Origin of the sequence: Micromonospora sp. II, from assembly GCF_001709195.1 — a bacterium.
Lineage (GTDB): Bacteria > Actinomycetota > Actinomycetes > Mycobacteriales > Micromonosporaceae > Micromonospora > Micromonospora chalcea.
Window position 1 is genome coordinate 1 of record NZ_LYXF01000044.1, and the last position, 24632, is coordinate 24632.

At 71.9% G+C, this 24632-nt stretch carries 19 protein-coding genes and 2 pseudogenes; 14 read left to right on the forward strand and 7 right to left on the reverse strand.

Going from position 1 to position 24632, the window contains the following annotated elements; translation table 11 throughout:
- Nucleotides 1–624 (forward strand): annotated as a pseudogene (locus A8711_RS22030) (hypothetical protein); the annotation flags it as partial.
- A gap of 21 nt (nucleotides 625–645) precedes the next feature.
- On the opposite strand, the gene A8711_RS22035 reads toward A8711_RS22030, so the two are convergent.
- The 3 genes from A8711_RS22035 to A8711_RS22045 all read right to left on the reverse strand — a co-directional run bounded on the left by A8711_RS22035 (nucleotide 646) and on the right by A8711_RS22045 (nucleotide 5777).
- Entirely contained in the window at nucleotides 646–2202 is a 1557-nt protein-coding gene (locus A8711_RS22035) for a glycosyltransferase family 87 protein (protein ID WP_069089207.1), read from the reverse strand.
- 123 nt (nucleotides 2203–2325) lie between these two features.
- Entirely contained in the window at nucleotides 2326–5136 is a 2811-nt protein-coding gene (locus tag A8711_RS22040; RefSeq protein ID WP_069089208.1) for a transglycosylase domain-containing protein, read from the reverse strand.
- A 194-nt stretch (nucleotides 5137–5330) separates the two neighbouring features.
- Nucleotides 5331–5777, reverse strand: coding sequence for a DUF5318 domain-containing protein (locus tag A8711_RS22045; protein WP_030499480.1), 447 nt, complete (start codon nucleotides 5775–5777; stop codon nucleotides 5331–5333).
- 174 nt (nucleotides 5778–5951) lie between these two features.
- On the opposite strand from A8711_RS22045, the gene A8711_RS22050 reads away from it, so the two are divergent.
- Together A8711_RS22050 and A8711_RS22055 are read left to right on the forward strand one after the other, a co-directional pair.
- Entirely contained in the window at nucleotides 5952–6590 is a 639-nt protein-coding gene (locus tag A8711_RS22050; RefSeq protein WP_069089209.1) for a PadR family transcriptional regulator, read from the forward strand.
- A 23-nt stretch (nucleotides 6591–6613) separates the two neighbouring features.
- On the forward strand, nucleotides 6614–7693 hold the full coding sequence (locus tag A8711_RS22055; RefSeq protein WP_030499482.1) for an inositol-3-phosphate synthase: 1080 nt from the start codon (nucleotides 6614–6616) through the stop codon (nucleotides 7691–7693).
- 65 nt (nucleotides 7694–7758) lie between these two features.
- Here the strand turns inward: A8711_RS22055 and A8711_RS22060 are convergent, their stop codons facing one another.
- Nucleotides 7759–8238 carry a methylated-DNA--[protein]-cysteine S-methyltransferase gene (locus A8711_RS22060; RefSeq protein ID WP_043327698.1) on the reverse strand — a complete coding sequence of 160 codons (480 nt, stop codon included), beginning with the start codon at nucleotides 8236–8238 and terminating at the stop codon, nucleotides 7759–7761.
- Between the two features lie 68 nt (nucleotides 8239–8306).
- On the opposite strand from A8711_RS22060, the gene A8711_RS22065 reads away from it, so the two are divergent.
- Genes A8711_RS22065 through A8711_RS22080 form a run of 4 tightly spaced genes read left to right on the forward strand, consistent with a single transcriptional unit; the run spans nucleotide 8307 to nucleotide 12017 of the window.
- Nucleotides 8307–8816 (forward strand): SigE family RNA polymerase sigma factor, encoded by a 510-nt coding sequence (locus tag A8711_RS22065; protein ID WP_369830123.1) that lies wholly within the window; start codon nucleotides 8307–8309, stop codon nucleotides 8814–8816.
- Entirely contained in the window at nucleotides 8813–9913 is a 1101-nt protein-coding gene (locus A8711_RS22070) for a PD40 domain-containing protein (RefSeq protein ID WP_069089211.1), read from the forward strand. The genes A8711_RS22065 and A8711_RS22070 overlap by 4 nt, the downstream gene beginning before the upstream one ends.
- A gap of 31 nt (nucleotides 9914–9944) precedes the next feature.
- A complete protein-coding gene (locus A8711_RS22075) occupies nucleotides 9945–10487 on the forward strand; it encodes a hypothetical protein (RefSeq protein WP_069089212.1) in 543 nt (180 codons plus the stop codon).
- A gap of 21 nt (nucleotides 10488–10508) precedes the next feature.
- A complete protein-coding gene (locus A8711_RS22080) occupies nucleotides 10509–12017 on the forward strand; it encodes a flotillin family protein (RefSeq protein ID WP_043327695.1) in 1509 nt (502 codons plus the stop codon).
- 64 nt (nucleotides 12018–12081) lie between these two features.
- Here the strand turns inward: A8711_RS22080 and A8711_RS22085 are convergent, their stop codons facing one another.
- Both A8711_RS22085 and A8711_RS22090 read right to left on the reverse strand, forming a co-directional pair.
- A complete protein-coding gene (locus A8711_RS22085; RefSeq protein WP_043327694.1) occupies nucleotides 12082–14121 on the reverse strand; it encodes a S8 family serine peptidase in 2040 nt (679 codons plus the stop codon).
- Between the two features lie 184 nt (nucleotides 14122–14305).
- Nucleotides 14306–15766: a CCA tRNA nucleotidyltransferase gene (locus A8711_RS22090; RefSeq protein WP_069089213.1), complete on the reverse strand. Its 1461-nt coding sequence runs from the start codon at nucleotides 15764–15766 to the stop codon at nucleotides 14306–14308.
- A 132-nt stretch (nucleotides 15767–15898) separates the two neighbouring features.
- Here A8711_RS22090 and murJ point away from each other — a divergent pair, with 132 nt between their 5' ends.
- The 7 genes from murJ to A8711_RS22125 all read left to right on the forward strand — a co-directional run bounded on the left by murJ (nucleotide 15899) and on the right by A8711_RS22125 (nucleotide 24193).
- On the forward strand, nucleotides 15899–17647 hold the full coding sequence (murJ, locus tag A8711_RS22095; protein WP_064448057.1) for a murein biosynthesis integral membrane protein MurJ: 1749 nt from the start codon (nucleotides 15899–15901) through the stop codon (nucleotides 17645–17647).
- 410 nt (nucleotides 17648–18057) lie between these two features.
- Nucleotides 18058–19671, forward strand: a complete 1614-nt coding sequence (locus A8711_RS22100; protein WP_043327691.1) for a protein kinase family protein — start codon at nucleotides 18058–18060, stop codon at nucleotides 19669–19671.
- Between the two features lie 43 nt (nucleotides 19672–19714).
- The gene (gene sigM, locus A8711_RS22105; protein WP_064448055.1) at nucleotides 19715–20419 is read left to right on the forward strand and encodes an RNA polymerase sigma factor SigM; all 705 of its coding nucleotides are present in this window, start codon (nucleotides 19715–19717) and stop codon (nucleotides 20417–20419) included.
- The gene (locus A8711_RS22110) at nucleotides 20416–21375 is read left to right on the forward strand and encodes a hypothetical protein (RefSeq protein ID WP_069089214.1); all 960 of its coding nucleotides are present in this window, start codon (nucleotides 20416–20418) and stop codon (nucleotides 21373–21375) included. The genes sigM and A8711_RS22110 overlap by 4 nt, the downstream gene beginning before the upstream one ends.
- A gap of 176 nt (nucleotides 21376–21551) precedes the next feature.
- Complete coding sequence (gene trxB / locus A8711_RS22115; protein ID WP_064448138.1) at nucleotides 21552–22505, forward strand: thioredoxin-disulfide reductase; 954 nt, start codon at nucleotides 21552–21554, stop codon at nucleotides 22503–22505.
- Nucleotides 22506–22543: 38 nt separating this feature from the next.
- Nucleotides 22544–22867, forward strand: coding sequence for a thioredoxin (gene trxA, locus A8711_RS22120; protein ID WP_030499495.1), 324 nt, complete (start codon nucleotides 22544–22546; stop codon nucleotides 22865–22867).
- Between the two features lie 165 nt (nucleotides 22868–23032).
- Complete coding sequence (locus tag A8711_RS22125; protein ID WP_043327688.1) at nucleotides 23033–24193, forward strand: N-acetylmuramoyl-L-alanine amidase; 1161 nt, start codon at nucleotides 23033–23035, stop codon at nucleotides 24191–24193.
- Between the two features lie 7 nt (nucleotides 24194–24200).
- On the opposite strand, the pseudogene A8711_RS22130 reads toward A8711_RS22125, so the two are convergent.
- Nucleotides 24201–24632: pseudogene (locus A8711_RS22130) on the reverse strand (GNAT family N-acetyltransferase); the annotation flags it as partial.

Sequence of the window (24632 nt, forward strand, 5' to 3'; positions counted from 1 at the left end):
ACCCGGTTCTTCGGCGGCCGGTTCACCTACGTGCCGTTGTTCGACTATCTGCCGGGATGGAGCGGGCTGCGCACGCCGGGCCGGATGATGCTCTGGACCACGCTGCTGCTTGGCCTGCTCGCGGCGGGCGCGGTCACCGCGTTCTGCATGCGGGTACGCGAGCTGGCCGCCGAGCGGGTGCCGCCGTGGCCGGGTCCGTGGCTGCGGCTGGCGACGCTGCTGCCGTTGGCTCTGGTGCTGGTGGAGGGGTTGAACGCCACGCCGCAGCCGGTGGTGCCGCGGCAGCCGGCGGCGCTGCGGACCGTGGACGGGCCGATGCTCGTGCTGCCGAGCAGTCAGAACCTGGATCAGCCAGTGATGCTCTGGTCCACCGACCGGTTCCAGCCGATGGTCAACGGCGGCAGCGGCTTCACGCCCCGGTCCCAGGCCCGGATCCGCGAGGCCACTGTCAGCTTCCCGGACTACGCGAGCGTCGACTACCTGCGGCAGATCGGCGTGAAGAACGTGGTGGTGTTGCGCGACGAGCTGGAGGGCACCCCGTGGGAGGGGATGCTGGACCGGCCGGTCGACGCGCTGGGCGTGGCCCGGGAGCAGGTCGGCGAGGCGGTCGTGTTCCGGCTGTAGACCGGAACACGACCGTCTCGGTCACACCGGCACGGGTTCGGCGGGCTGTTCGGCGGCGCGCGCCCGCCAGCGCTGGTGCCAGGGCGCGTCGGGCGCGTCGTCGAGCACCCCGCCGTCGGGGTCGTCGGCGTAGGTCTGCCGGACCGCGTCGAGTTCGGGCCGCACGATGTCCCGGATGACGAACCCGCAGAGCACCGCCACGGTGATCAGACGCAGGCTCGACGCCAGCACGAAGACGCCCTCGGGGAAGACGGGCCGGGACATGGCCGTGCCGAGCAGTTCGCCGTAGAACGCGGCGAAGTAGCCGACCTCGGCGATCTGCCAGGCGAGGAACGCGCCCCAGCGCGGCCGGGCGAGCACCGCGAGCGGCAGCAGCCAGAGCACGAACTGCTGGGACCAGACCTTGCTGAAGATGAGGAACGCGGCGACCACCAGGAAGGCGAGCTGGGCCAGCCGGGGCCGGCGCGGCGCCAGCAGCGCCAGCCCGGCCACGCCGAGGCAGGCCAGCCCGAAGAGCAGGTACGACACCCAGTTGAGCGTGGGGATGTTGGCGTTGAGCCATTCGAACGGCCCGAGTTCGCCGGGTGCGGACGGGCTGATCCGGCCGTCCAGGTAGCGGCCGATGTACCAGAGTGTGCCCCAGTCGATGGGTCGTGTGGTGTTCAGGTCGAAGAAGCGCTCCCAGTTCTCCCGGTAGGGGATCGCCACGGGCAGGTTGACCGCCACGAGGGACACCAGTGCGGTGGCGGTGGCGACGAGCCCGGCGGCCAGTTTTCCGGCCCGTAGCGCGAGCACCAGGATCGGGCCGAGGAGGAACAGCGGCCACATCTTGGCCGCGCCGCCGAGTCCGATCAGGACGCCCGCCACCGCGGGCAGCAGCATCGCGTACCGGTCGGGGCGGGCGCGTGCCCAGGCCAGCAGGCCGAACGCGGCCAGGCCGATGGCGAGCAGGTCCCAGTTGACGGTGGCGGTGAGCACCAGGGCCGGGGAGAGCGCGAACAACGCGGCGTCCCAGGGTCGTCGGCGGCGCAGGCTGAGGATGACCGCGACGGTGGCGACGGCGAGCGCGCCGAGCACCAGCGCGTTGAGGTTGTAGAACCACTGTCCCTGGTTGATGGCGGGGTTGTCGACGCCGAGGGCGTGCACCGGCAGGCCGAGCGCGCCCATGAAGTAGCCGGTCAGCACCGGGTACTCCACCGGGTGGTCGGCGTAGGGCACCTTGCCCTCGTTGAGCCCTTCGGCGTAGTAGAGCGCCAGCACGTCCGTGTAGCACATGCGGGTGTACTGGATGTTGTTCTGCCACGCGCCGTCCTGGCAGGGGGATTTCTGCACCCAGTGCAGTGCCAGCGTCAGGCAGACCAGCGCCAGCACGATCCGGCCGGCGGTCCAGAACCGGCTCTCGCGGTCGGCCGGCCGGTCCAGGGCGGCGGCGTGGTCGCCGAGCGGCCCCCCGATCAGACCGGAGGCGCCGCGGACGAACCAGTCCGAGCGGGACGGGTGGTCAATCGTCTCTGCCGATCGCGGCGCCGCCTCGGACGCGCCGGGCTCATCGATGCCTGCGGGCGACTGGGTGCTCATGGAGAGGCATCCTGCCGTACACAGGGGGTCGCCGTCCCGTCGCGCGCGGAGAAATTCCGGTACGCGAAACGCCGGCGGCGGCCGGACCGCTCGGGTCCGGCCGCCGCCGTCAGGTCGTGCGCGTCAATTCTGGCGTGTCGGTGGCGTGCTCGGTAGCAGCCCGCCACCGCCGCCACCACCGCCGGGGCGTCCGCCGCCACCGGGTAGCCCGCCCCCGCCGGGGTTACCACCCTGGTCGCCGCCGCCGGGGTTGCCGCCGCCGGGCGTACCGCCGGGGCAGAACAGGCCCAGCGGGTCGCAGCCCGGTCCGCCCGGCTGGCCCGGCTCGTTCGCCGGCGGCGGCGGGGCCTCGCCGTTGCCGGCGTCGTCCTTGCCGACGTTCGCCGCGGGCGGGAACTCTTCCTTGTCCTTGCCCTTGAGCGCGTCGTTCATGAAGCGCTGGAAGATGTCACCGGGCATCCGGGCACCGCTGATGTCCCGGCCGTCCTTGTACTGGATCGCCTTGCGGTCCTTGACGTTGCCGACCCAGACCGCGGTGGCGAGTTGTGGCGTGTAGCCGATCATCCAGGCGTCGCCGTTGCGGGTGGTCTTGTCGCCGAGTTCCCAGGTGCCGGTCTTCTCGGCGACCTGGCGGCCCTCGTCGAGCCGCTTGTTGATCTGGCCCGGGTACTGCTTCAGCACGGAGGTGACGTCCGCGACGATGTCCTTGTCGATCCGCTGCTGCCCCTTGAGCTTCTCCGCGCCGACCAGGTCCCACTTACCCGTGTCCGGGTTCTGCTTCTCCACCTTCCGGATGAAGTGCGCCTTGTGGTACATGCCCTGGTTCGCGAACGTGGCGACACCGTTTGCGTGGTCGAGCACCGTGATCGGGTACTGGCCGTAACCGAGGACGTGGAAGAACGGCGACGGTGCCAGGTCCTTCGGGTCGGCCTTGGTCAGGTCGTGCGCCTTGGCCGGGTTGGTGTCGGTCTGCCACATCGTGGTGACGCCGGCCTGCTTGGCCATGTCGAGCACCTTGTCCGGGCCGATCTGCTCGGTGATGTAGTAGAACGGCACGTTCAGCGACTTCAGCGTCGACAGTTCGAGCGTGCAGGAGTCACCGCAGGAAACCTTGTCCGCGCCGGCGTTGCTGACCTTGAACTTGGTGCCCTTCGGCGTGAACGCCGATCCCTTCCACCGGGACTTGAGCGAGATGCCTTCCTTCAGCGCCGCCGCCAACGTGTAGATCTTGAAGCTCGAACCCGGTGAGTGGCCACCGCTCACGACGCCGTTGTCGACGTTCTTGCCGGCGTAGTCGGTGCCGGTGCCGTTGTCGCCGCCGTAGTAGGCGAGCACGCGCCCGGTCTTCGGGTCGATCGCCACCACGGCGGCCATCAGGTTCGACGGCTGGCCGGCGAGTTCGGACTTCTTCCTGGCCCGCTGGGCCGCGTCGAGCGCCGCCTCCTGCATCTTCCGGTTGATCGTGGTGGTGATCCTGTAGCCGCCGCGGCTGAGCGCCTTGGCGCACAGCGGCTTCTTGTCCGTCACCTCGGCCTCGTTGTCGGTGCAGAGCTTCATCTCGCGCAGTTCCTGCGAGACGTAGTTGACGACGTTGCCGTACGGGGTGTCGATGCCGTAGCCACCAGCGCTGCTCTTCGACGGCTTCTGGATGTTCTTCGGGTACTCGGTGGGGTGCTGCGGCGTGTTCGGCGCGTCCAGCCACTTCTCCGTGATCATGCCGTTGATCACGTAGTTCCACCGGTCGACGGCGGCCTGCGCGTTGATCGCCGGGTCGTAGCCCTTGTGCGTGGCGCTCGGCTCCGGCTGCTTGATCAGGGCGGCGAGCACCGCGGCCTCGGCGACGTTCAGGTCCTTGACGTTCTTGGCGAAGTACGTCTGCGCCGCCGACTGGATGCCGTAGGCGCCCCGGCCGAAGTAGATGACGTTCAGGTAGTGCTGCATGATCACGCGCTTGTCGTACTTGTCGTTCAGCTTGGAGGCGAGGATCGCCTCCTTCACCTTGCGGCCGTACGTGTCCTGGTTCAGGTTGTCGAACGCGTTGCGCGCGTACTGCTGGGTGATGGTCGAGGCGCCCTGCTTGTCGCCGCCGGTGAGGTTGTTCCACGCGGCCCGCGTGATGCCCTTGTAGTCCACACCGGAGTGCTTGTAGAAGTTCCGGTCCTCCGCCGCGGCCACCGCGTGCTGCACGTGCTCCGGAATCTGGTCGATGGTGACGAGTTGGCGGTTCTGGTCACCGATCCGCGCGAAGGCCTTGCCGCTCGAGTCCAAGATCGTGGTGGACAGCGGCGGGATCGTGTCCTCCGGGAGCACCACCTTGGTGGAGTACCAGGTGAAGCTCACCACGCCGATGCCGGCGAGCATGATGAACACGGCGAAGCCGGCGATCAGCATGTTGATCCGGCGGCGCTTCTTCGCGCGCGCCGGGTCCTCGCCGCGACCGCCCCGGCCGGGGCCGGTCGGGCCGCCGGGACCGCCGGGACCGCCACCGGCGGAGCCGGGCACCCGGGCGCGGCCGCCCACCGCCGCCGCGCCGACGCTCGCCCGGGCGCCGACGCTCGCGCGCCCGCCCACGCTCGCCGCGCCGACCGCGGCACGTCCGGCCGGAGCGGCCGGGGAGACCGGAACCGACGCCCGTCCGGCGCCCGCGCGCCCGGAGGCGCCGGGTGCCGGCGAGACGGGCACCGAGGCGCGGCCACCCGCGCCGGCCCGGCCCACCGAGGCCGAGCCCGATGCCGGGCGCGGCGCCGGAGCGGCGCCACCGACCGAGGCCCGGCCGCCCGAGCCGTACGGTGTCGCGGAGGCGCGCGCCGAGGCGCCGCCGTCCGGGGAGCCGGACCAACCGTTCCCGCCCTGGTTCCACTCGGAACCGGGGTCGCCGTTCGGGCCCGGGATCTGGGCCCGCCCACGCGAAGAACTGGGATCGCCGTAGTTCATTCCTCACACCCTGCCGGTCGCGGTGGGGCGCGGGGGCGCCGCCACCGGGTTGCCGTGAGCTGGAACACGGGACGTTACCCGCCGGCCATGCCCGCGGTTGCCCGTAAAATCCGATCTATTCGGACTAATTACGTCTAAGGGCTGTCGATTCCGCCACCCGGGGAATGGGCCGGCAGAGATCGGGACAGCCACGTTCACCGTTGCGCCTCTCGCCTTCGCCGAGGGGTGGAGCCGTTGGCCGCGACGGAATCCTCCGCGCCCTCCGCCTCGCCCACGAGACCGTCCCGGCCGAGCAGGAACTGCTCGACGAGATGGTTCCAGTCGCAGCCGGGGCAGACCTCCACCACGAACACCTGGAACTCACGCAGCGTCATGGCCAGGACGGGCAACTCGGCCCGGGTACGCGCCTGGCCGGCCGACTGCTTGAGTTCGTCACCGTAAATGTAGTGGACGTGGATCAGGTTCTCGCTGCGGCAGATCGGGCAGCGGTGATCGGTCGGCTCGCCGTGGAAGCGCGCAGCGTTCTTCAGGTACGGCGAGGCGTCGCAGACGTCGTACGTGCCGATCCGCCCGGCGAGCAGTTCACGCAGCACCGCCCGCTTCTGGAGCGAGTAGTCGACGACCTGGCGCTGCGTACGCATGCGGCAAAGGGTACGCGCTCCGACGAACCCAGGCGACCATGGTCACGATGCGTGATGATCGCGTCGCGTAAGACAGGGTTTGCCCCGTACATCGGCGTCCGCTAACGTGCGATGTATCGGTCCGATACATCGCGGTGGTTAGTGCTCCGCGCAGGGGGAAAGAAGGGATGGCCCGTGCTCGAGCTCGCCATCCTCGGCCTCCTGCAGGAKGCGCCGATGCACGGCTACGAACTGCGCAAGGAGCTGACCGCCAAGCTCGGCGCCATCCGGGCGGCGATCAGCTACGGCTCGCTCTACCCGACCCTGCGCCGGCTGCAGGCGGCGGGATGGATCACCGAAGCCGCTGAGACACCCGCGACCGCCGAGGAGGTTCCCGCGCTGACCAGCCGACGTGGTCGGGTGGTCTACACCATTACCGCGGAGGGCAAGGAACGCTTCGCCCAGCTGATAGCGCAGGCTGGACCCGAGACGTACGACGACACGGGCTTCGGGGTGCACTTCGCGTTCTTCGCCCGGACCGACCAGGCCACCCGGCTCCGGATCCTGGAAGGTCGTCGTCGCAAGATCGAGGAACGTCGCGAAGGTCTTCGTGACGTGCTCGGCCGGGCAGCCGAGCGACTCGACGCGTACACCCTGGAACTGCAACGCCACGGGCTCGACGCCTGTGAGCGCGAAGTCCGCTGGCTGGAGGAGCTCATCGCCAACGAGCGCTCCGGCCGGGCCCCGGCCGACCCGCGAACCGGGACGGCCGACGGCCGACGAGACAACGACAGCCCGCCCACGCCTGGAACGTCCAGGACAGAGCGGCCGTGATGAAGAAGAAGGAGGCAGACGCTATGGGCTCCGTCCGCGTCGCCATCGTCGGTGTGGGTAACTGCGCCTCGTCCCTGGTCCAGGGCGTGGAGTACTACCGGAACGCCGACCCGAACGACCGCGTCCCGGGTCTCATGCACGTCACCTTCGGCGACTACCACGTATCCGACGTGAAGTTCGTCGCGGCGTTCGACGTGGACGCCAAGAAGGTGGGCATGGACCTCGCGGAGGCGATCGTCGCCAGCGAGAACAACACGATCAAGCTGTGCGACGTGCCGCCGACCGGCGTCACCGTGCAGCGCGGCCCGACCTTCGACGGTCTCGGCCAGTACTACCGCGAGATCGTCGAGGAGTCGGACGCCAAGCCGGTCGACGTGGCGCAGGCGCTGCGCGACGCGCAGGTCGACGTGGTCGTCTCCTACCTCCCGGTGGGCTCCGAGGAGGCCGACAAGTTCTACGCCCAGGCCGCGATCGACGCCGGCTGCGCGTTCGTGAACGCCCTGCCGGTCTTCATCGCCTCCGACCCGGAGTGGGCGAAGAAGTTCACCGACGCCGGCCTGCCGATCGTCGGCGACGACATCAAGAGCCAGGTCGGCGCCACGATCGTGCACCGCGCCCTGGCGAAGCTCTTCGAGGACCGCGGGGTCGAGCTGCTGCGCACGTACCAGCTCAACTTCGGCGGCAACATGGACTTCATGAACATGCTGGAGCGCAACCGCCTGGTCTCGAAGAAGATCTCGAAGACCCAGTCGGTGACCTCCCAGATCCCGCACGAGATGCAGAAGAGCGACGTGCACATCGGCCCGTCCGACCACGTGCCGTGGCTGGACGACCGCAAGTGGGCGTACATCCGCCTGGAGGGCCGTTCCTTCGGCGACACCCCGCTCAACGCGGAGCTGAAGCTCGAGGTGTGGGACTCGCCGAACTCGGCCGGTGTCATCATCGACGCCGTCCGCGCCGCGAAGATCGCGCTGGACCGGAAGATCGGTGGCCCGATCCTCTCCGCCTCCTCGTACTTCATGAAGTCCCCGCCGGAGCAGTACGCCGACCACGACGCGCACGCCGCCGTCGAGGCGTTCATCGCCGGCGAGATCGAGCGCTGACGCGCTGAAACGCTGAAGAAGGAAGGCCGGGTCCGCGCGGACCCGGCCTTCCTTCTTCGGGTACGTCAGGACCAGGCGCGCCGCAGCGCCACGGCCGCCTCCAGCTCCAGCAGCGTCACCTTGCGCGGCAGCCCGCCGCCGAAGCCGACCAGCTTGCCGCCCGCGCCGACGATCCGGTGACAGGGCACGATCACCGGTACCGGATTGCGGTTGCAGGCCACCCCGACCGCCCGCGCGCCGCCCGGGTCGCCGACCGCCTTCGCCACCTCGCCGTAGGTCTTCGTCTCCCCGTACGGGATGCCTGTCATCTCCCGCCAGACCGCGCGTTCGAACTCCGAGCCGCGCGGGGCCGACACCGGCACCGTGAACTCGGTCAGCTCACCGGCGAAGTACGCCCGCAGCTCCGTCACCGCCAGCCGCGCCACCGCGTCGCCGGGCTCGTCGGCCGCCCCGTCCACCCGGCCGAAGTGCGCGCCGCGCACCGCGTCGTCGTCGGTGCCGACGGAGAACTCCCCGATCGGTGAGTCGAGCACTGTCCAGCGCATGCCACCCATTGTCGCGCGACGGGCAAAGATTTCCCCGCCCCGGGCGTCTGGAGATGCGGAGGTGGACGGTGGCAGAGGTCGACGGGGRGTTCACCGCGTTCGTCAACGAGCGGGGAGCGGCCCTGCTGCGGGTCGCCTACGCGCTGGCCGGCAGCCAGCACGCGGCGGAGGATCTGCTGCAGAACGCGCTGGCCAAGGCGTACGTCCGGTGGCCCCGGATCCACGGCGACGCGGAGCCGTACGTGAAACGGATCCTCTACCACGACCAGGTCTCCGGCTGGCGGCGGCGGGCGCGGCGCGCGGAGGTGCCGGTGGCCGAACTGCCGGAGCGACCGGCCGCCGGCGACGACAGCGACCTGCGGCTGCTGGTGCGGGACGCGCTGCGGACACTGCCGCCGCGCCAGCGGGCCGTGCTCACCCTGCGCTACCTGGAGGACCTGAGCGTCGAGCAGACAGCCGCGCTGCTCGGCTGCCGCCCCGGCACCGTGGCCAGCCAGAGCACCAAGGCGCTGGCCCGTCTCCGGAAGCTGGTGCCGGGGCTGGACGGGCTGACGAACCGGACGGAGGTGACCCGATGAGCACGTCGCTGGACGAGACGCTGCGGACGGCCGTACACGATCTCGCCGACGGCGCCGCGCCCGCGCCGGACCTGGCGTGGCGCGCGCTCGGCCGGGGCCGCAGGCTGCGCCGCCGACGGCGGGTGGGCACTGCCGCTGCCGCGCTCGTCGCCGTGCTCGCGGTGGCGCTGCCGTTCGTCCTGCTCCGGCCGCGTCCCGCCCCGCCGCCGACCGCGCCGCCGGTCACCGTCGACCCGTTGCCTGTCATCAGGTCGGCGCCCGGACCGGACTGGGCGGACGGGCCGCTGGTGCTGCCCGGCGACTGGGTGGTCACCGGCACGCAGGCGAGGGCGGGCGCCGCCGGGCCGTCGTACCTGCTCGACCGGGGACGCGGCCGGTACTTCGGCAACGGCCGCTACGACGCCGTCCTGCCCGCGCCCACCGGCTCGCTGGTGGCGGTCTGGGACGACGACCGGCCCCGGCAGGTCGGCCTGGTCGACGTGGTCCGGGGCACCACCCGCTGGTACGAGCCGGGCCGCGCGCTGGGCTCGCCGAACTGGTCGCCGGACGGCCGCAGCCTGCTGTTCACCAGTAACCGGGTCGGTCACCCCGGGTTCGTCGTGCTCGACGTGGACGGAACTGTCCGCTCCCACGCTGTCGACACCGGCCGCTACCCCTGCACCGATTCCTGCCCCTTCCTGTGGAGCCGGGACGGGCGGGAGGTGCTGCTACCGCAGACCGACCCGAGCGGTCCCCGGTCCGAGGCGGTCCGGCACCCCCGCCGGGGCGTGCAGTTCTTCGCCGCCGACAGCGGCCGGCCCACCCGGTTCGAGCCGCTGCCGGGCGACCCGGCCGGGCCGTGGGCGTGGTCACCGGACGGGCGGCTGGTGGTGGTGCAGGGGCAGAAGGAGCCGCTGCTCGTGGAGGCGGCGACCGGCCGGGTGGTGAACCCGTTGCCGGTGGCCGACGTCGTCTGGGTCGGCGACGACCGCCTGCTCTACCGGCGGCCGTACGGGTCGCGGGACTTCGTGCTCGCCGACACCACCGGCCGCGAACTCGTGCGTCAGCCGCTGCCGGAGGACCTCGCCCTCGCCGAGGTGACGATCGCGCCGCGCTGACCCGGCGCTGAACCTCTGCTGGACGTAGTGGATGTTGCACGGCGTCGATACCGTGCAGGTCATGGCCACCGGGACGCTCATCTTCCTGATCATCGGCGGGGTCGGTGTGGGCGTGCTGACGCTCGCCCTGCTCGGCTCGGGAGTGCTCCACCTCGGCCAGCCGGACGTCGACGGGCCGGTGTCGCTGGAGGCGGTCGCCGGGTTCACCGGCGCGTTCGGCTTCGGCGCCGCGATCGTCAACGAGCTGCTCGGCGGGCGTACCCCCGGGATGATCGCGGCGGCGGTGGCCGGCGGCGCGCTCGCCGCCGTGCCCACCGGCTGGCTGGCGGCCCGGCTCAGTCGCGCGGCCCGCAACATGCGCACCGACGCCACCCCCACCCGCGACCACCTGGCCGGCGCGATCGGCCTGGTGGTGACGCCGATCCCCAGCGGCGGCTACGGCGAGGTGCGGGTACGCCTCGCCGGCCAGCCGGTGAAGCTCAACRCCCGCGCCGACGGGCCGATCCCGGTYGGCACCCGGATCTTCGTGGTCGAAGCACTGAGCGAGACCAGCGTGCACGTCGAGACCTACTGACACCAACAGACGGGAATGCCCATGCCCCTGCTCGTCGCCATCGGCGGCGCGGTCCTCCTCGCCGTCGTCCTCGTACTCTTCGTGTTGTCCCGGATCAAGGTGGCCGGGCCGAACCAGGCGTTCATCGTCACCGGCCGCAAGGGCCGCACCACCCAGACCGCCGACGGAGCCCGCTCCACCGACATGTCCGGGCAGAAGGTCGTGCTCGGCGCCTCGGTGTTCGTCCTGCCGGTGGTGCAGAAGCTCCAGTCGCTCGACCTGTCCAGCCGCCGGATCGACGTCAGCATCCGCGGCGCGGTGAGCAAGCAGGGCATCCGCACCGAGCTGCACGGCGTCGCGATCGTCAAGGTCGGCGGCACCGAGGACGCGATCCGCGCCGCCGCCCAGCGCTTCCTGAACCAGCAGGAGGAGATCGACAACTTCACCCGCGAGGTGCTGGCCGGTGCGCTCCGCTCGATCGTCGGGCGGCTCACCGTCGAGGAGATCATCCGGGACCGGGCGGCGTTCGCCAGCGCGGTCGCCGAGGAGGCCGAGCACTCGATGACCAACCAGGGCCTGGTGCTGGACACGTTCCAGCTCCAGGACATCCTGGCCGAGGGCTCCTACCTGCAGGACCTGGGCCGGCCGGAGGCGGCCCGGGTGCTCAAGGACGCGGCCATCGCCGAGGCGCGGGCCCGCCAGCAGGCCGAGCAGGAGCGGCTGCTCGCCGAGGAGGCGATCGCCGAGGCGAACCGGAACCTGGCGCTCAAGCAGGCCGGCATCCAGGCCGAGATCGACGCGGCCAAGGCGAAGTCGGCGGCGGCCGGGCCGCTCGCCCAGGCCGAGCGGGACCAGGCGATCCTCTCCGAGCAGCAGAAGGTGGCCGAGCGCAACGCCGAGCTGAAGCAGCGCCAGCTCGACACCGAGGTGCGCAAGCCGGCCGACGCGGCCCGGTACAAGGTGGAGCAGGAGGCCGAGGCGAACCGCAACGCGGCGGTGCTCAACGCCGACGCGCAGCGGCAGGCGACCATCGCCGCCGCGCAGGCCGCCGCCGAGCAGGCCCGCCTCACCGGTGAGGGCGAGCGGGCCCGCCGGGCCGCGCTGGCCGAGGCGAACGCGATCGAGGGCGCCAAGGAGGGCGAGGCGGAGCAGCGCCGGCGTTCCGCGATCGCCGAGGCGGTCGAGCGGGAGGGCCAGGCCGAGGCGGCGGCCATCCTCGCCAAGGGTCAGGCCGAGGCCGACGCGATGGCCCGCAAGGCCGAGGCGTTCGCCGCGTACGGCGAGGCGGCCGTCCTGGACTTGCTGGTCAAGGTGCTGCCCGAGGTGGTCGGCGCGGCCAGCGCCCCGATCGGCGCGATCGACAAGATGACGGTGATCTCCACCGACGGCGCGTCGTCGCTGACCAAGTCGGTGGCCGGGAACGTCGCCCAGGGTCTCCAGCTGGGCAGCGACCTCACCGGCATCGACCTGGCCGGGCTGCTGGCGCGGCTGGGCAGCAGCGCGCAGAACAACGGCAAGAGCACTGTGGACGGCAGCACCGTCGACGCGTGACGAACGACGGCGCCCGCCGGGTCTCCCCTCGGGGAGCCGGCGGGCGCCGTTTCGGTGTGGCGGGTCAGAGCGCGGCGAAGACGAACTTCTCGCCGGTGCTCAGGCCCAGGGTCTCGCTGTTCCAGTCGATGACGCGGCTGGCGATGAGCTGGCTGCCCCCGGTCGCGCCGGCGGTGACCGCCTTGCCGTTGGCGTTCGCCCGCAGGTAGACCGAGCCGTCGGTGTTGTAGTCGAGGAAGTCGAAGACCTCCCAGGCGTCGATCACGGTGGCCTTCGCGATCAGCGCCCGGTTGCCGCCGGCGTCCGCCGTGACGAACTGGTTGTTCGCCAGCGCGCGCAGGGCGAAGAACCCGTCGCCCACGCTGACGACCTCGTACCGCTCCCAGGCCCCGACGGTCGCGGCCCGGGCGATCAGGGGCCGGGTGCCGCCGCTCTCGGTGGTCACGTAGTTGCCGTTTGCCACCGCCTTGATGCCGACCACCGGGGGCGCCGCGTCGAAGTCGAACTTCTCCGCCGCGCCGATGGTGGTCTTGCTGGCGATCAGCGGGTTGGTGGTGTTCGAGGCGGTGACGTACTTGCCGTTTGTGACGGCCTTCAGACTGACCGAGCCGTCGGTGTTCGTGACGATCTGGAACTTCTCCCAGTCGCCGATCGCGGCGGACCGGGCGATCAGCGGACGATTGCCGCCGCTCTCGGCGGTGACGAACAGGTTGTTCGTGACGGCACGCAGGCCGTAGTAGCCGTTGCCGGCGTCCACCACGTCGTACCGCTCCCAGGCGCCGACCTCGGTGCCGCGCGCGATCAGCGGCCGGTTGCCGCCGCTCTCCGCCGTCACGTACAGGCCGTTGCCGCGGGCCTTGAGGCCGTACGACTCGCGCGCCACCACCGCGTCGCCGACGTGCAGCAGCCGGTCGGGCGAGCCCATGATGTCGTGCACCGCGCCGCTGACGCTCGTGCCCACGACCGAGTCGCGCACCTGCTGCGGGGTCCAGCCCGGGTGTGCCTCCAGCACCAGCGCCGCGGCGCCCGCCACGTGCGGGGAGGCCATCGACGTGCCGTTCATCGTCTCCGTGCCGGTGGCGGTGCCGGCCTTGGCCGAGACGATGCCGGTGCCCGGCGCGAAGGTGTCCAGGCAGGTGCCGTAGTTGGAGAACCAGGCCCGGAAGTCGATCTGGTCGGTGGCGCCGACGGTGATGGCCGCCGGCACCCGCGCCGGTGACTCGCCGCAGGCGTCCTGCATGCTGTTGCCGGCCGCGACGGCGTAGGTGATGCCGGAGGCGATGGAGCGGGCGACCGCGTCGTTCACCGCTTGGTCGATGCCCCCGAAGCCGAGGCTCATGTTGGCCACCGACGGCCCGGTGGCGTGCGAGGTGACCCAGTCGATGCCGGCGAGCACCTGTTCGCTGCTGCCGCCGCCGTCGCAGTCGAGCACACGTACGGCGACGAGCGCGACGTCCTTGGCGACCCCGTACTTCGTGCCGCCGATCGTGCCGGCCACGTGCGTGCCGTGCCCGTCGCAGTCCTGCGCCACGTCGTCGGACTCCACCGCGTCGTAGCCGTTGCGGGCCCGGCCGCCGAAGTCCTCGTGGTCGATGTCGATGCCGGTGTCGATGACGTAGGCGGTCACTCCGGCGCCGGTCGCCGGGTAGGTGTACCGGCCGTCGGTCTTCGTCCGCGACTGGTCGATCCGGTCCAGCCCCCACGGCGGGGTGGTCTGGGTGCCGGTGGCCTGGTAGCGCTGGACCTGCTGCACGTAGGCGACGGCCGGGTCCGCGGCGAGGCGCTCCGCCTGCCGGCGGTCCATGCTGGCGGAGTAGCCGGACAGCGCCTTGCCGAACACCCGACGTACGGAGCCGCCGTGCTCGCCGGCGAGGGCCGACGCGGTGGACTTCACCTTGGCGGGACCGGCCTTGCCGTCCTTGAGGACGACGATGTAGCGGCCGGGTACCGCCGCGGCGGTGTCGGCGCCCCGGACCGGGGCACGCTTCGGGCCGGCCGGGTCGGCCGAGGCGGCGCCGCCGGTGGCGGCGCAGATGATGGAGGTCGCGGAGGTGAGGGCAAGCCCCACCAGCGCGGAGCGGCGCAGCGCGCCATGACGTGACACTGAATGCTCTCCCCGTGTCCAGCGGCCGTCCCTTCGGGACGGGCGGATGTGATCAGGACAGCCGTACCCGTCGATCCGGGTGGCTGATGATGACCATCATCATGCGCGAGACATCGACCGATGCACGTCAACCTTTCGGTCGACACGCCGCCGTATCGTCGTGGAGCTTCCCCGCGCGGGGAGGTCAGCCGATGATGCCCTCGTCGCGGGCCCAGCGCAGCAGCGCCGCCTCGGCCTCGTCGCGGTCCAGCGGCCCGCGCTCCAGTCGCAGCTCCTTGAGGTGCTGCCAGGCACGGYCGACCACCGGTCCCGGCGGTACGCCGAGCAACTCCATGATCGCGTTGCCGTCCAGGTCGGGCCGCACCCGGGCCAGGTCCTCCTCGGCGGCGATCCGGGCGATCCGCTCCTCCAGCGCGTCGTAGTCGGCCGCGAGCTGCGCGGCCTTGCGCCGGTTGCGGGTGGTGCAGTCGGAACGGGTCAGCTTGTGCAGGCGGGACAGCAGGTCGCCGGCGTCGGTGACGTACCGGCGCACCGCCGAGTCGGTCCACTCGCCCCGGCCGTACCCGTAGAAGCGCAGGTGCAGGCCGACCAGCTTGACCACCTGGGAGGTGATCTCCTTGGAGTAGCGCATCGCCTTCATCCGGGCCTTGGTCAGCCGGGCCCCGACCACCTCGTGGTGGTGGAAGCTGACCCGGCCGTCCGCGCCGACCGCCTTGGTGGCCGGCTTGCCGACGTCGTGCATCAGCGCGGCCATCCGCAGCACGAAGTCGCAGCCGTCGGACTCCAGTGACATGGCGTTGCTGACCACTGTGAGCGTGTGCTCGTAGACGTCCTTGTGCTGGGCGTGCTCGTCGATGGTGAGCTTCAGGCCGGTCAGCTCGGGCAGGAAGCGCTCGGCCAGGCCGGTGTCGACGAGCAGCCGCAGCCCGGTGATCGGGTCGGCGCCGCAGAGCAGCTTGGTGAACTCGTCCCGGATCCGTTCCGCGGTGATCCGGTCCAGGTCGCCGGCCATCTCGGTCATCGCGGCGCGGACGTCCGGGTGGACGGCGAAGCGGAGCTGGGCGGCGAACCGGGCCGCGCGCAGCATCCGCAGGGGGTCGTCGCGGAACGACTCCTGCGGCGTGCCGGGGGTACGGATGATCTTGGCGGCCAGGTCGGCCAGCCCGCCGTACGGGTCGGTGAACCGGTGGTCGGGCAGGCTGACCGCCATCGCGTTGACGGTGAAGTCGCGGCGCTTCAGGTCTTCGACCAGGCTGGTGCCGTACTGCACCACCGGGTTACGGCTGACCTGGTCGTAGACCTCGGCCCGGAAGGTGGTGATCTCCAGGTTGAGGCCGTCGCGCTGGCAGGCGATGGTGCCGAACTCACGCCCGGTCTCCCAGATCGACTCCGCCCAGCCACGGATGACCTTGACCGTCTCGTCGGGGTGGGCGTCGGTGCAGAAGTCGAGGTCGTTGCCGAGCCGGCCGAGCAGCGCGTCGCGGACGGATCCGCCCACCAGGTGCAGTTCGTGACCGGCCTGGGCGAAGCGCCGGCCCAGCTCGTCGGCGACCGGTGAGACTCGGAGCAGTTCGGCGACGGCGTTGCGCTGCGCGGCGGTCAGCTCGCGGCGGTCGGCGGCGTGGGAGGCGGAGGCTTCGGACATGGGATCGCCAGCCTATCGGGCCGAGGGTGGATCGACCGCGCCGGGCGCGGGTAACGGGCGGAGGTTGACTAAGGTTCCGGTTGGGCGGGGCCGGCCGGACCCGGTTGCGACGTACCCCTTGGAGGCTGGCAGATGAGCGGCGGGCTCTACCGCAGCGCGAACGCGCACGGCGGCGGCCTGCCGCCGGACGACGGCGCCACCTTCATCTCCGCCGAGCCGCTGAACCAGCCGGGCGTCGAGGCCGTCGCGCCCCCGCAGGAGGTGGTGGCCGAGACCAGCGCCGCGGCGAACAGCGCGGTGATGGCCATCGGCAGCCTGGTCAGTCGGGGTACGGGCTTCATCCGCAACCTGATGATCGGCGCCGCGCTCGGCACCATGGTCGGTGACGCGTTCACCACCGCCCAGTTCCTGCCCAACCAGGTCTACGAGTTCCTGCTCGGCGGCGTGCTGACCAGCGTCCTGGTGCCGGTGCTGGTCCGCCGCCGCAAGATCGACGCGGACCGGGGCGAGGCGTACGCGCAGCGCCTGCTGACCCTCGCGGTGCTGGCCCTGGCCGCGACCGCGCTGATCGCCGTGGTGCTGGCCCCGGTGCTCACCGCCGTGTACGCGGCCGGCAGCGACGACCCGGCGTACACCACGCTGGTCACCCGGCTGTCGTACCTGATGCTGCCGATGCTGTTCTTCACCGGCATCAGCGCGTTGATCGCCGCGGTGCTGAACACCCGGGGGCACTTCGCCGCCCCGATGTGGGCGCCGATCCTCAACAACATCGTCTCCATCGGCACGTTCGGCCTGTACATCGTCGTCTACAGCGCGAAGGCGCTGCCGCCCGGCGAGGTGGGCTGGGACCGGATCCTGCTGGTCGGCGGCGGCACGCTGCTGGGCGTCGCGGTGCAGGCGATCGGCCTGCTGCCCGCGCTGCGCAAGGTCGGCTTCCGGTGGAAGGCACGGTTCGACTTCCGCGAGCTGGGGCTGCGCGAGCTGGCCCGGCTCGGCGCCTGGATGTTCTGCTACGTCGCGGTCAACCAGCTCGGCCTCTTCGTGGTGGTCAACCTGCTCAACCGGGCCACCGGCGGGGACGGCCAGAACGCCGGCCTGCTGATCTACAACAACGTCTTCCTGCTGCTGATGATGGCGCACGGCATCATCGCCGTCTCGATCATCACCGCGCTGATGCCGCGGATGAGCGCGGCCGCCGCCGAGAACCGGTTCCACGACGTCACCGCCGACCTGTCCCGGGGCACCCGGATGGTCACCGCGGTGCTCGCGCCCATCGCGGTCTGCTACGCGGTGCTGGCCGCCCCGATCTCGGTGGTGGTGTTCCGGTACGGCGCGTTCACCGGCGACAACGCGGTGGCCACCTCGACGGTGCTGCTGGTGGCGGCGCTCGGCCTGGTGCCGTTCGCGGTCAGCCAGCTCTTCACCTTCGCGTTCTACGCGCTGCCGGACACCCGTACCCCGGCTCTGGTCAACATTCCGGTGGTGGCGCTGCGCGTCCTGCTCCAGGTCGGTCTGTTCCTGATCTTCTCGAACACGTTCGCGGCGGCCGGGATGATGCTCGGCAACGCCGTGTCGTACCTGGCGGCGGCGATCATCTCGGCGATGCTGCTGCGGCCCCGGGTGGGCCGGATCGGGCTGGGCGGGATCATGCGCACGCTCGGCCGGGTGGTCGTGGCGGCCCTCGGCGCGGCGGTCGTCGGCCTGCTCGTGGTCGCGGTGCTGCCGGGCGACCCGGCGAGCCTGAGCTGGCTCGCCGCGGCGGTCCAGTTGGTGATCGGCGGCGCGGCGATCGGCGCCACCTACCTCGGGCTCGCCATGGTGCTGCGGATCGGCGAGATCACCGAGGTGGTCGGGATGGTCCGGCGGCGCCTCGGGCGTTGACCCCCTCGGTGACCGACGGTGAACGAGGATCACCAGGCTGGGGATACGGCTGTGGATAACTTGGAATTCCCCCGTCCACTGGGCCTCTCGGCCTGTGGACAACCAACCGTACGGACGAGGGAGCGCAGGCCGGGAAGGGGAAAACCTCCCCGTCGCCGCACCGGTACGCCCCTGTGCCACCTCGTTGCCGTCAACCTCTAGATTGGCGGTGCGTGTCCGGCTCGCCCGCCGGGTGGGCGGGCGACCCGGCCGGGAGCCCGTGGCGACTGGCCTTCCGGCCGGTCACAGCGGGAAGATGACATGTCGGAGAACCGGGCATCCCGGGTAAGGTCGCTCTCGACGGGTACGACCGGGATCGACGCGGGCGTCGAGACCGCGGCCGTTCCACCGAAGGCAGAGCGGGAAGCCACATGCCCAGCAGCACGGGTCCATCGATCGACGCGATCACCGAGGGAGGACGGGTGACCCAGGTCGGCGAGGGTCAGGAAGCGGAGGAGACCTCTCCTGCGGTCGTGACCTTCGGTGCTCCCACGGTCGGTGAGCTGCTCGCCGAGCGGTACGAACTGGTCGAGCACATCAACAACGACAGCGCGGGCCGGTTGGTCTGGCGCGGTGTCGACGTGGTGCTCCGCCGTCCCGTCGCGGTGGTCCTCCGCTACCCGGGTGGCGACTCCGCCACCGAGATGCTTCAGGCCGCGGTCGCCGCGAGCCGCGTCATCCACCCCAACCTGGTCGGCGTCTACGACGCGATCGACGAGGACGACCGCGCCTACGTGGTCCGCGAGTGGGTGGACGGGCAGTCGCTGCGCGAGATGGTCGCCGCCGACGGGCCGCTCGACCCGGCTCGGGCCACGGCGATCGGCAACGCCGTCGCGAGCGCCCTCGCCGCCGTACACGCCACCGGCATGGTGCACGGCAACCTGCACCCCGGCACGGTGATGATCAGCGACGACGGCCGGGTGGTGCTCGCCGACGCGCGTACCGACGGGGCGGACAGCCAGCAGAACGACCTGCGCGCGGTCGGTGGGGTGCTCTACTTCGCCCTGACCGGGCACTGGCCGCACGGCGAGGCCCCGCTGCACGGCGCCACCGCCGGGCACGGCCGCGCCGCCCTGCCGGACGCGGTCCGCGACGCCACCGGCGCCATCGCCGCGCCCCGGCAGGTGCGTGCCGGCGTGCCGGCGTACCTCGACGACCTGACCATGGACCTGCTCGACCGGGAGATCGACCCGCCGGCGTCGGACGTGCTGGCCGCCGAGCTGAGCCGGCTCGACATCCCGGCCGACGAGCAGTTCCTGGAGCAGGCCGGGCCGCTGCGTTTCACCGCCGAGCCCGGCGAGGAGCCCTCGCCGCTGGCCGCGGCCGGCGGGCGCAAGGTTGCCATCGGCATCGCCGGCATGCTGGCTGTCGCCCTGGTCGGGCTGCTCATCGGCATCAACGCGCTCGGCGGTGGCGACGACGGCGACAAGGAGCCGGTCGCCCAGCCGTCGAACAGCGCGCCGGCCAGCGCCGGCGGTGGCGACGAGCCCGCAGCGCAGGTCCGCAAGCTCACCATCCAGGACGTACGGATCATCGACCCGGACGGCGATCGCGCGGAGGTGCGCAACGCCGAGAAGGTCATCGACGGCGACGACGACGAGGGCTGGGAGACCAACACCTACCGGACGAACGCCAAGTTCGGCGGCCTCAAGAAGGGCATGGGCGTCTGGATCGACCTGGGTGCCCCGCACTCGGTCAAGCAGCTGGAGGCGACGCTGTCGGCCACCGGCGCCACCGTCGAGCTGCGTACCGGTGCCCGCGGCGACTTCCCGTCCACCTCCGCCGGCGACAAGCAGCTGGTGAACGCCTACTCCACGGTGGTCGGGCCGGCGAACGAGAACGGCGGCACGAAGATGATCTTCGACGCCTTCCAGCCGGACCAGAAGTACCAGTACCTCCTCTTCTGGATCACCAAGCTGCCGGTGAAGGACAACGGCAGCACCTGGAAGCTCGGCGTCCAGGAGATCACGGTCCAGGGCTCGTGACCCGTCGGCCGCGCCCGCCGCGCCACCTCCGCCGGACGTGGTGATGGCGGAACGCGACGACCCGCAGCCCGGCCGCTCCGACCTGGACCTGCTCCGGGCCCACGTGGCGGGCGACCGGGACGCCTTCACCGAACTGTTCCAGCGGCACCGCGACCGGCTCTGGGCGGTCGCCCTGCGTACGATCGGCGACCGCGAGGAGGCGGCCGACGCCCTCCAGGACGCCATGCTCTCCGCCCACCGCGCCGCCGCCCGGTTCCGGGGCGACTCGGCGGTCACCACCTGGATGCACCGGATCGTGGTGAACGCCTGCCTGGACCGGATCCGGCGGCGGCAGACCCACGCCACCGTCCCGCTGCCGGACGGGACGCACACCGACGGCGAACCGGGCCGGCACACCGGCGGGCGGGAACCGGCCGCACCGGCACACGACCACGACACCGCGCTCGTGGTCCGGCAGGCTCTCGCGGCGCTACCGGCCGAACAGCGGGCCGCGCTGGTCCTGGTGGACGTGCAGGGCTATCCGGTCGCCGAGGTGGCCCTGATGCTCGGCGTCGCCGAGGGGACCGTGAAGAGCCGGTGCGCCCGGGGCCGGGCGAGGCTCGCCGTCCTGCTCGGGCACCTGCGGACCGGTTCCGACTCCCCTGCGGCCGACGTGCCGCGGGTCACCTCCGGGAACCGGCGGGGCCCCGAGGGCGTCGGATCCTCGTCGGGAGCGTCCCGTCAGGCCGTCAGCCAGGAGGAGCCGTGACTTCCCGGGAGTTCAGCGAGGTCGACCACGACCTGCTCGCCGACTACCTCGGCGGGGCGCTGGACGGCACCCCCGAGCAGGCGACAGTGGCCCGGCTGGTCGAGCAGGACCCGGCATGGCGGGTCGCGTACGAGACGCTCGCCGAGGCGGTCGACCTGGTGCACGCCGACCTGGCCGGCTGGGCGTCGGAACCCGCGCCGGAGATGCCGGTGGCGGTGACCGACCGGATCACGGCGGCGCTCGCCGGGGCCGGACCGGCGCCCGGTCCGGCCGCGCTGCGCGACGGTACGCCCGTCGTACCGGCTCAGGCCGGCGGCGCGGCCCGCCCGCCCGGCGCCGCGTCGCGTCCCGAACGGCACAGCGGCCCCGGTCGTCGTCCCCGGCGCTGGGCCCGGATCGCCGGGCCGGTGGCCCTGGCCGCGGCCTCGGTCGCGGCGGTGGGGCTCGGCGTCGGCCGGCTGGCCGACCCGGGCGACGGCGGTACGGCCGACCGGGCGGCCGGGGAGGCGGCGCCGATGGCCGCCGCGCCGTACCGGACCACCGGACCGGCGCTGCGCAGCGGCACCGACTGGACCCCGGAACGCCTCGCCGCCGCCCGCGTGCCCACCGGGGCGAAGTCGACGCCGCAGGACATGGCCGCTCCGTCCGGCGCGGCGCGGGAGAACGGCCCGGAGACGCCGCTGTACAGCGACAAGTACCGCGCCGGGGGGTTCGCCGGGCTGGACCGGCTGACCCGGCCGGACACGCTCGGCGCGTGCCTCACCGCGATCGGCGCGGAGCACGGCGCCACCCCGCTCACCATCGACATGATCGACTACGCCCGGTACCAGGGCGCTCCGGCGCTCGTGGTGACGTTCGCGGACGCGACCGGCGCCCGCTGGGGCTGGGCGAGCGGGCCGGAGTGCGGCGTGCCCGGGTCCGGCGCGGACACGCGCTTCCGTACGCGGGTAGGGTGAAAACGCGGTCATCACGCGTGTCCCGCCACGTGACCTGACCCACCGGATGACCGGCTCGGGAATCCCCGCTTCGTACGATGACGTTCTGCAAGTCAGGCGCCGGCGCCGCTGAGCCGTCGGCACTCGGGATCGACATCGGTGCGGCCGGTGACGAACACACACATCGGGAGACGGCAGTGGACGAGGTCCGCAACCTGATCATCATCGGCTCCGGTCCGGCCGGCTACACGGCTGCGGTCTACGCCGCACGCGCCAACCTGAAGCCGCTGGTGATCGAGGGCGTGCAGTCGGGTGGCGCGCTGATGACCACCACCGAGGTGGAGAACTTCCCCGGTTTCGCCGACGGCATCCTCGGGCCCGAGCTGATGGACAACATGCGCAAGCAGGCCGAGCGTTTCGGCGCCGAGTTCCTCACCGACGACGTGACCCGGGTCGAGCTGAAGGACACCGGCGAGATCGGCTCCGACGCGGTCAGCACCGTGTGGGTGGGCGAGACCGCGTACCGCGCCCGCGCCGTCATCCTCTCCACCGGCTCTGCCTGGCGGCCGCTCGGTGTGCCGGGCGAGCAGGAATACCTCGGCCACGGGGTGTCGTCCTGCGCCACCTGTGACGGCTTCTTCTTCCGCAACCAGCACATCGTGGTGGTCGGCGGCGGCGACTCGGCGATGGAGGAGGCCAGCTTCCTCACCCGGTTCGCCGAGTCGGTGACGATCCTCCACCGCCGCGACTCGTTCCGCGCCAGCAAGATCATGGCGGACCGGGCGCTGAGCAACGAGAAGATCAAGGTCGAGTGGAACACCGTGGTCGAGGAGATCCTCGGCGACGACGGCAAGGTCAACGGCGTACGGGTGCGCAACGTGCACACCGGCGAGAGCAAGGTGCTCGACGTCACGGGCGTGTTCGTGGCGATCGGGCACGACCCGCGCAGTGAGCTGTTCCGCGGCCAGGTGGAGCTCGACGACGAGGGGTACGTGAAGGTCGAAGCGCCGAGCACCCGTACCAGCGTGCCGGGCGTGTTCGCGGCCGGTGACGTGGTCGACCACACCTACCGGCAGGCCATCACGGCGGCCGGCACCGGCTGTGCCGCCGCGCTGGACGCCGAGCGCTTCATCGCCACCATCCAGGGCTGAGAGTTCGACGAGCAAGGTTCGGAGGAGGAGAGTTCATAGTGGGAGCAACCAAGGCGGTCACTGACGCGAGTTTCGTCAGCGACGTGCTGCAGTCCGACAAGCCGGTCCTGGTGGACTTCTGGGCGGAGTGGTGCGGCCCGTGCCGCAAGGTCTCGCCGCTGCTGGAGGAGATCGCCGGCGAGATGAAGGACCAGGTCACCATCGTCAAGCTCAACATCGACGAGAACCCGGAGACGGCGCGCGCCTACCGGGTCATGTCGGTGCCGACGCTGACGATCTTCAAGAACGGCCAGCCCGTGCAGTCGATCGCCGGCGCCAAGCCGAAGGGCGAGTTGCTCAAGCTCATCGAGTCGGCGCTCTGAGCCGTACCGGCAGCGCCGGAACCCCCGTCACCCCGCCCGGGTGACGGGGGTTCCGGCTTTCCTGACCTGCATGAACACGAACCCGCCGGGTACCGGTCACGGTACGCTCCGTAAGCATCTCGTCGGAGTTCCGGTCCTGCCAACGTCCGTGCATAGGGGGTCGTCGTGCATCCGATCCGACCCGGTGACCAGGGACCGGCGGTGGCCGAGATCCGGACCGTCCTCGTCGGCCTGGAGCTTCTTCCCGCCGAGGGCGGAGGCGACGACTACGACGCCGAGACCGAACGCGCGGTCCGGGCGTTCCAGCAGTCCCGCGGCCTCAGCGTCGACGGGCGCGTCGGCGCCGAGACCTGGCGGGCGCTGGACGCGGCCCGCTGGCGGTTCGGCGCCCGCGCGCTCTTCCACGCCGTACCCGAGCCGATCACCGGCGAGGACGTCCGCTCGCTCCAGGAACGCCTCCTGGAGATGGGGTACGACGTGGGGCGCGCCGACGCCATCTACGGCATCCGCACCTCCCGCGCGGTGGCCCAGTTCCAGCGGGAGATGGGGCTGAAACCGGACGGGTCGTGCGGGCCGCACACCGTCAACGCGCTGCGCCGCCTCGGCCGCAAGGTGGTCGGCGGACGCCCGCAGTGGCTGCGCGAGTCCGACGCCATCCGGCAGGCCGGGCCGGAGCTGGTCGGGCGGACCGTGGTGATCGACCCGGGGCACGGAGGCACCGACCCGGGCGTGGTGGTGCCCGACGGCCCGCTGCACTGGACCGAGGCGGACCTCGTGCACGACCTCGCCAGCCGGCTGGAGGGGCGGCTCGCCGCGGCCGGCGTACGGGTGCAGCTGACCCGGGGCCCCGCGCCCGCGAGCTGCCTGCCCGACGCGGACCGGGCCCAGCTCGCCAACTCCCTCGGCGCCGACGTGTTCATCTCGCTGCACACCGACCACCACGCCAACCCGGCCGCCGAGGGGGTCGCCACCTACCACTACGGCACCGACAACGGCGTCACGTCGGCGACCGGCGAACGTCTGGCCGGGCTGGTGCAGCGGGAGATAGTGGCCCGCACCGGGCTGCGTGACTGCCGTACCCACGCCAAGGCGTGGGAGCTGCTCCGGCTCACCCGGATGCCCGCGGTACGCGTCGAGGTCGGCTACCTGACCTCGCCGGACGACCGGGCCCGGCTGGTCGACCCCCGGTTCCGGGACCGGGTGGCCGAGGCCATCGTCGCCGCGGTGCAGCGGATGTACCTGCCGATCGAACGCGACGTGCCGACCGGCTCGATCGACGTGACCGAACTGCGGGCGGCACTCGCCGCCGGCACCGTCGTCGACTGATCCCCGCTCAGCTGGTCGAGCGGGTGGCCGGCGCCGGGCGGACCGGCCGCAGCAGCGTCTCCGGGCTCATCGAACCGAGCAGCTTCTCCAGCGCGTACTCCACGTCCGACTTCCAGCTCAGCGCCGTCCGCAACTCCAACCGCAGGCGCGGGTAGCGCGGGTGCGGCCGGACCGTCTTGAATCCCACCGAGAGGAAGAAGTCGGCGGGCGCCACGCAGGCGCGGGCCGGGTCGTCCGCGTCGTCGCCGAACTTGGCGTCCCCGAACGCCTCGATCGCCTTGATGCCGCGCTTGGTCAGGTCGCGGGCCACGCCCTGGACCAGCATCCGGCCCAGGCCGCCGTCGGCGAAGGCGGGCACCACGTGCGCCGTCATCAGCAGCGCCGCGTCCGCCGAGACCGGCGAGGTGGGAAACGCCATCGAGCGCGGGACGTACGCCGG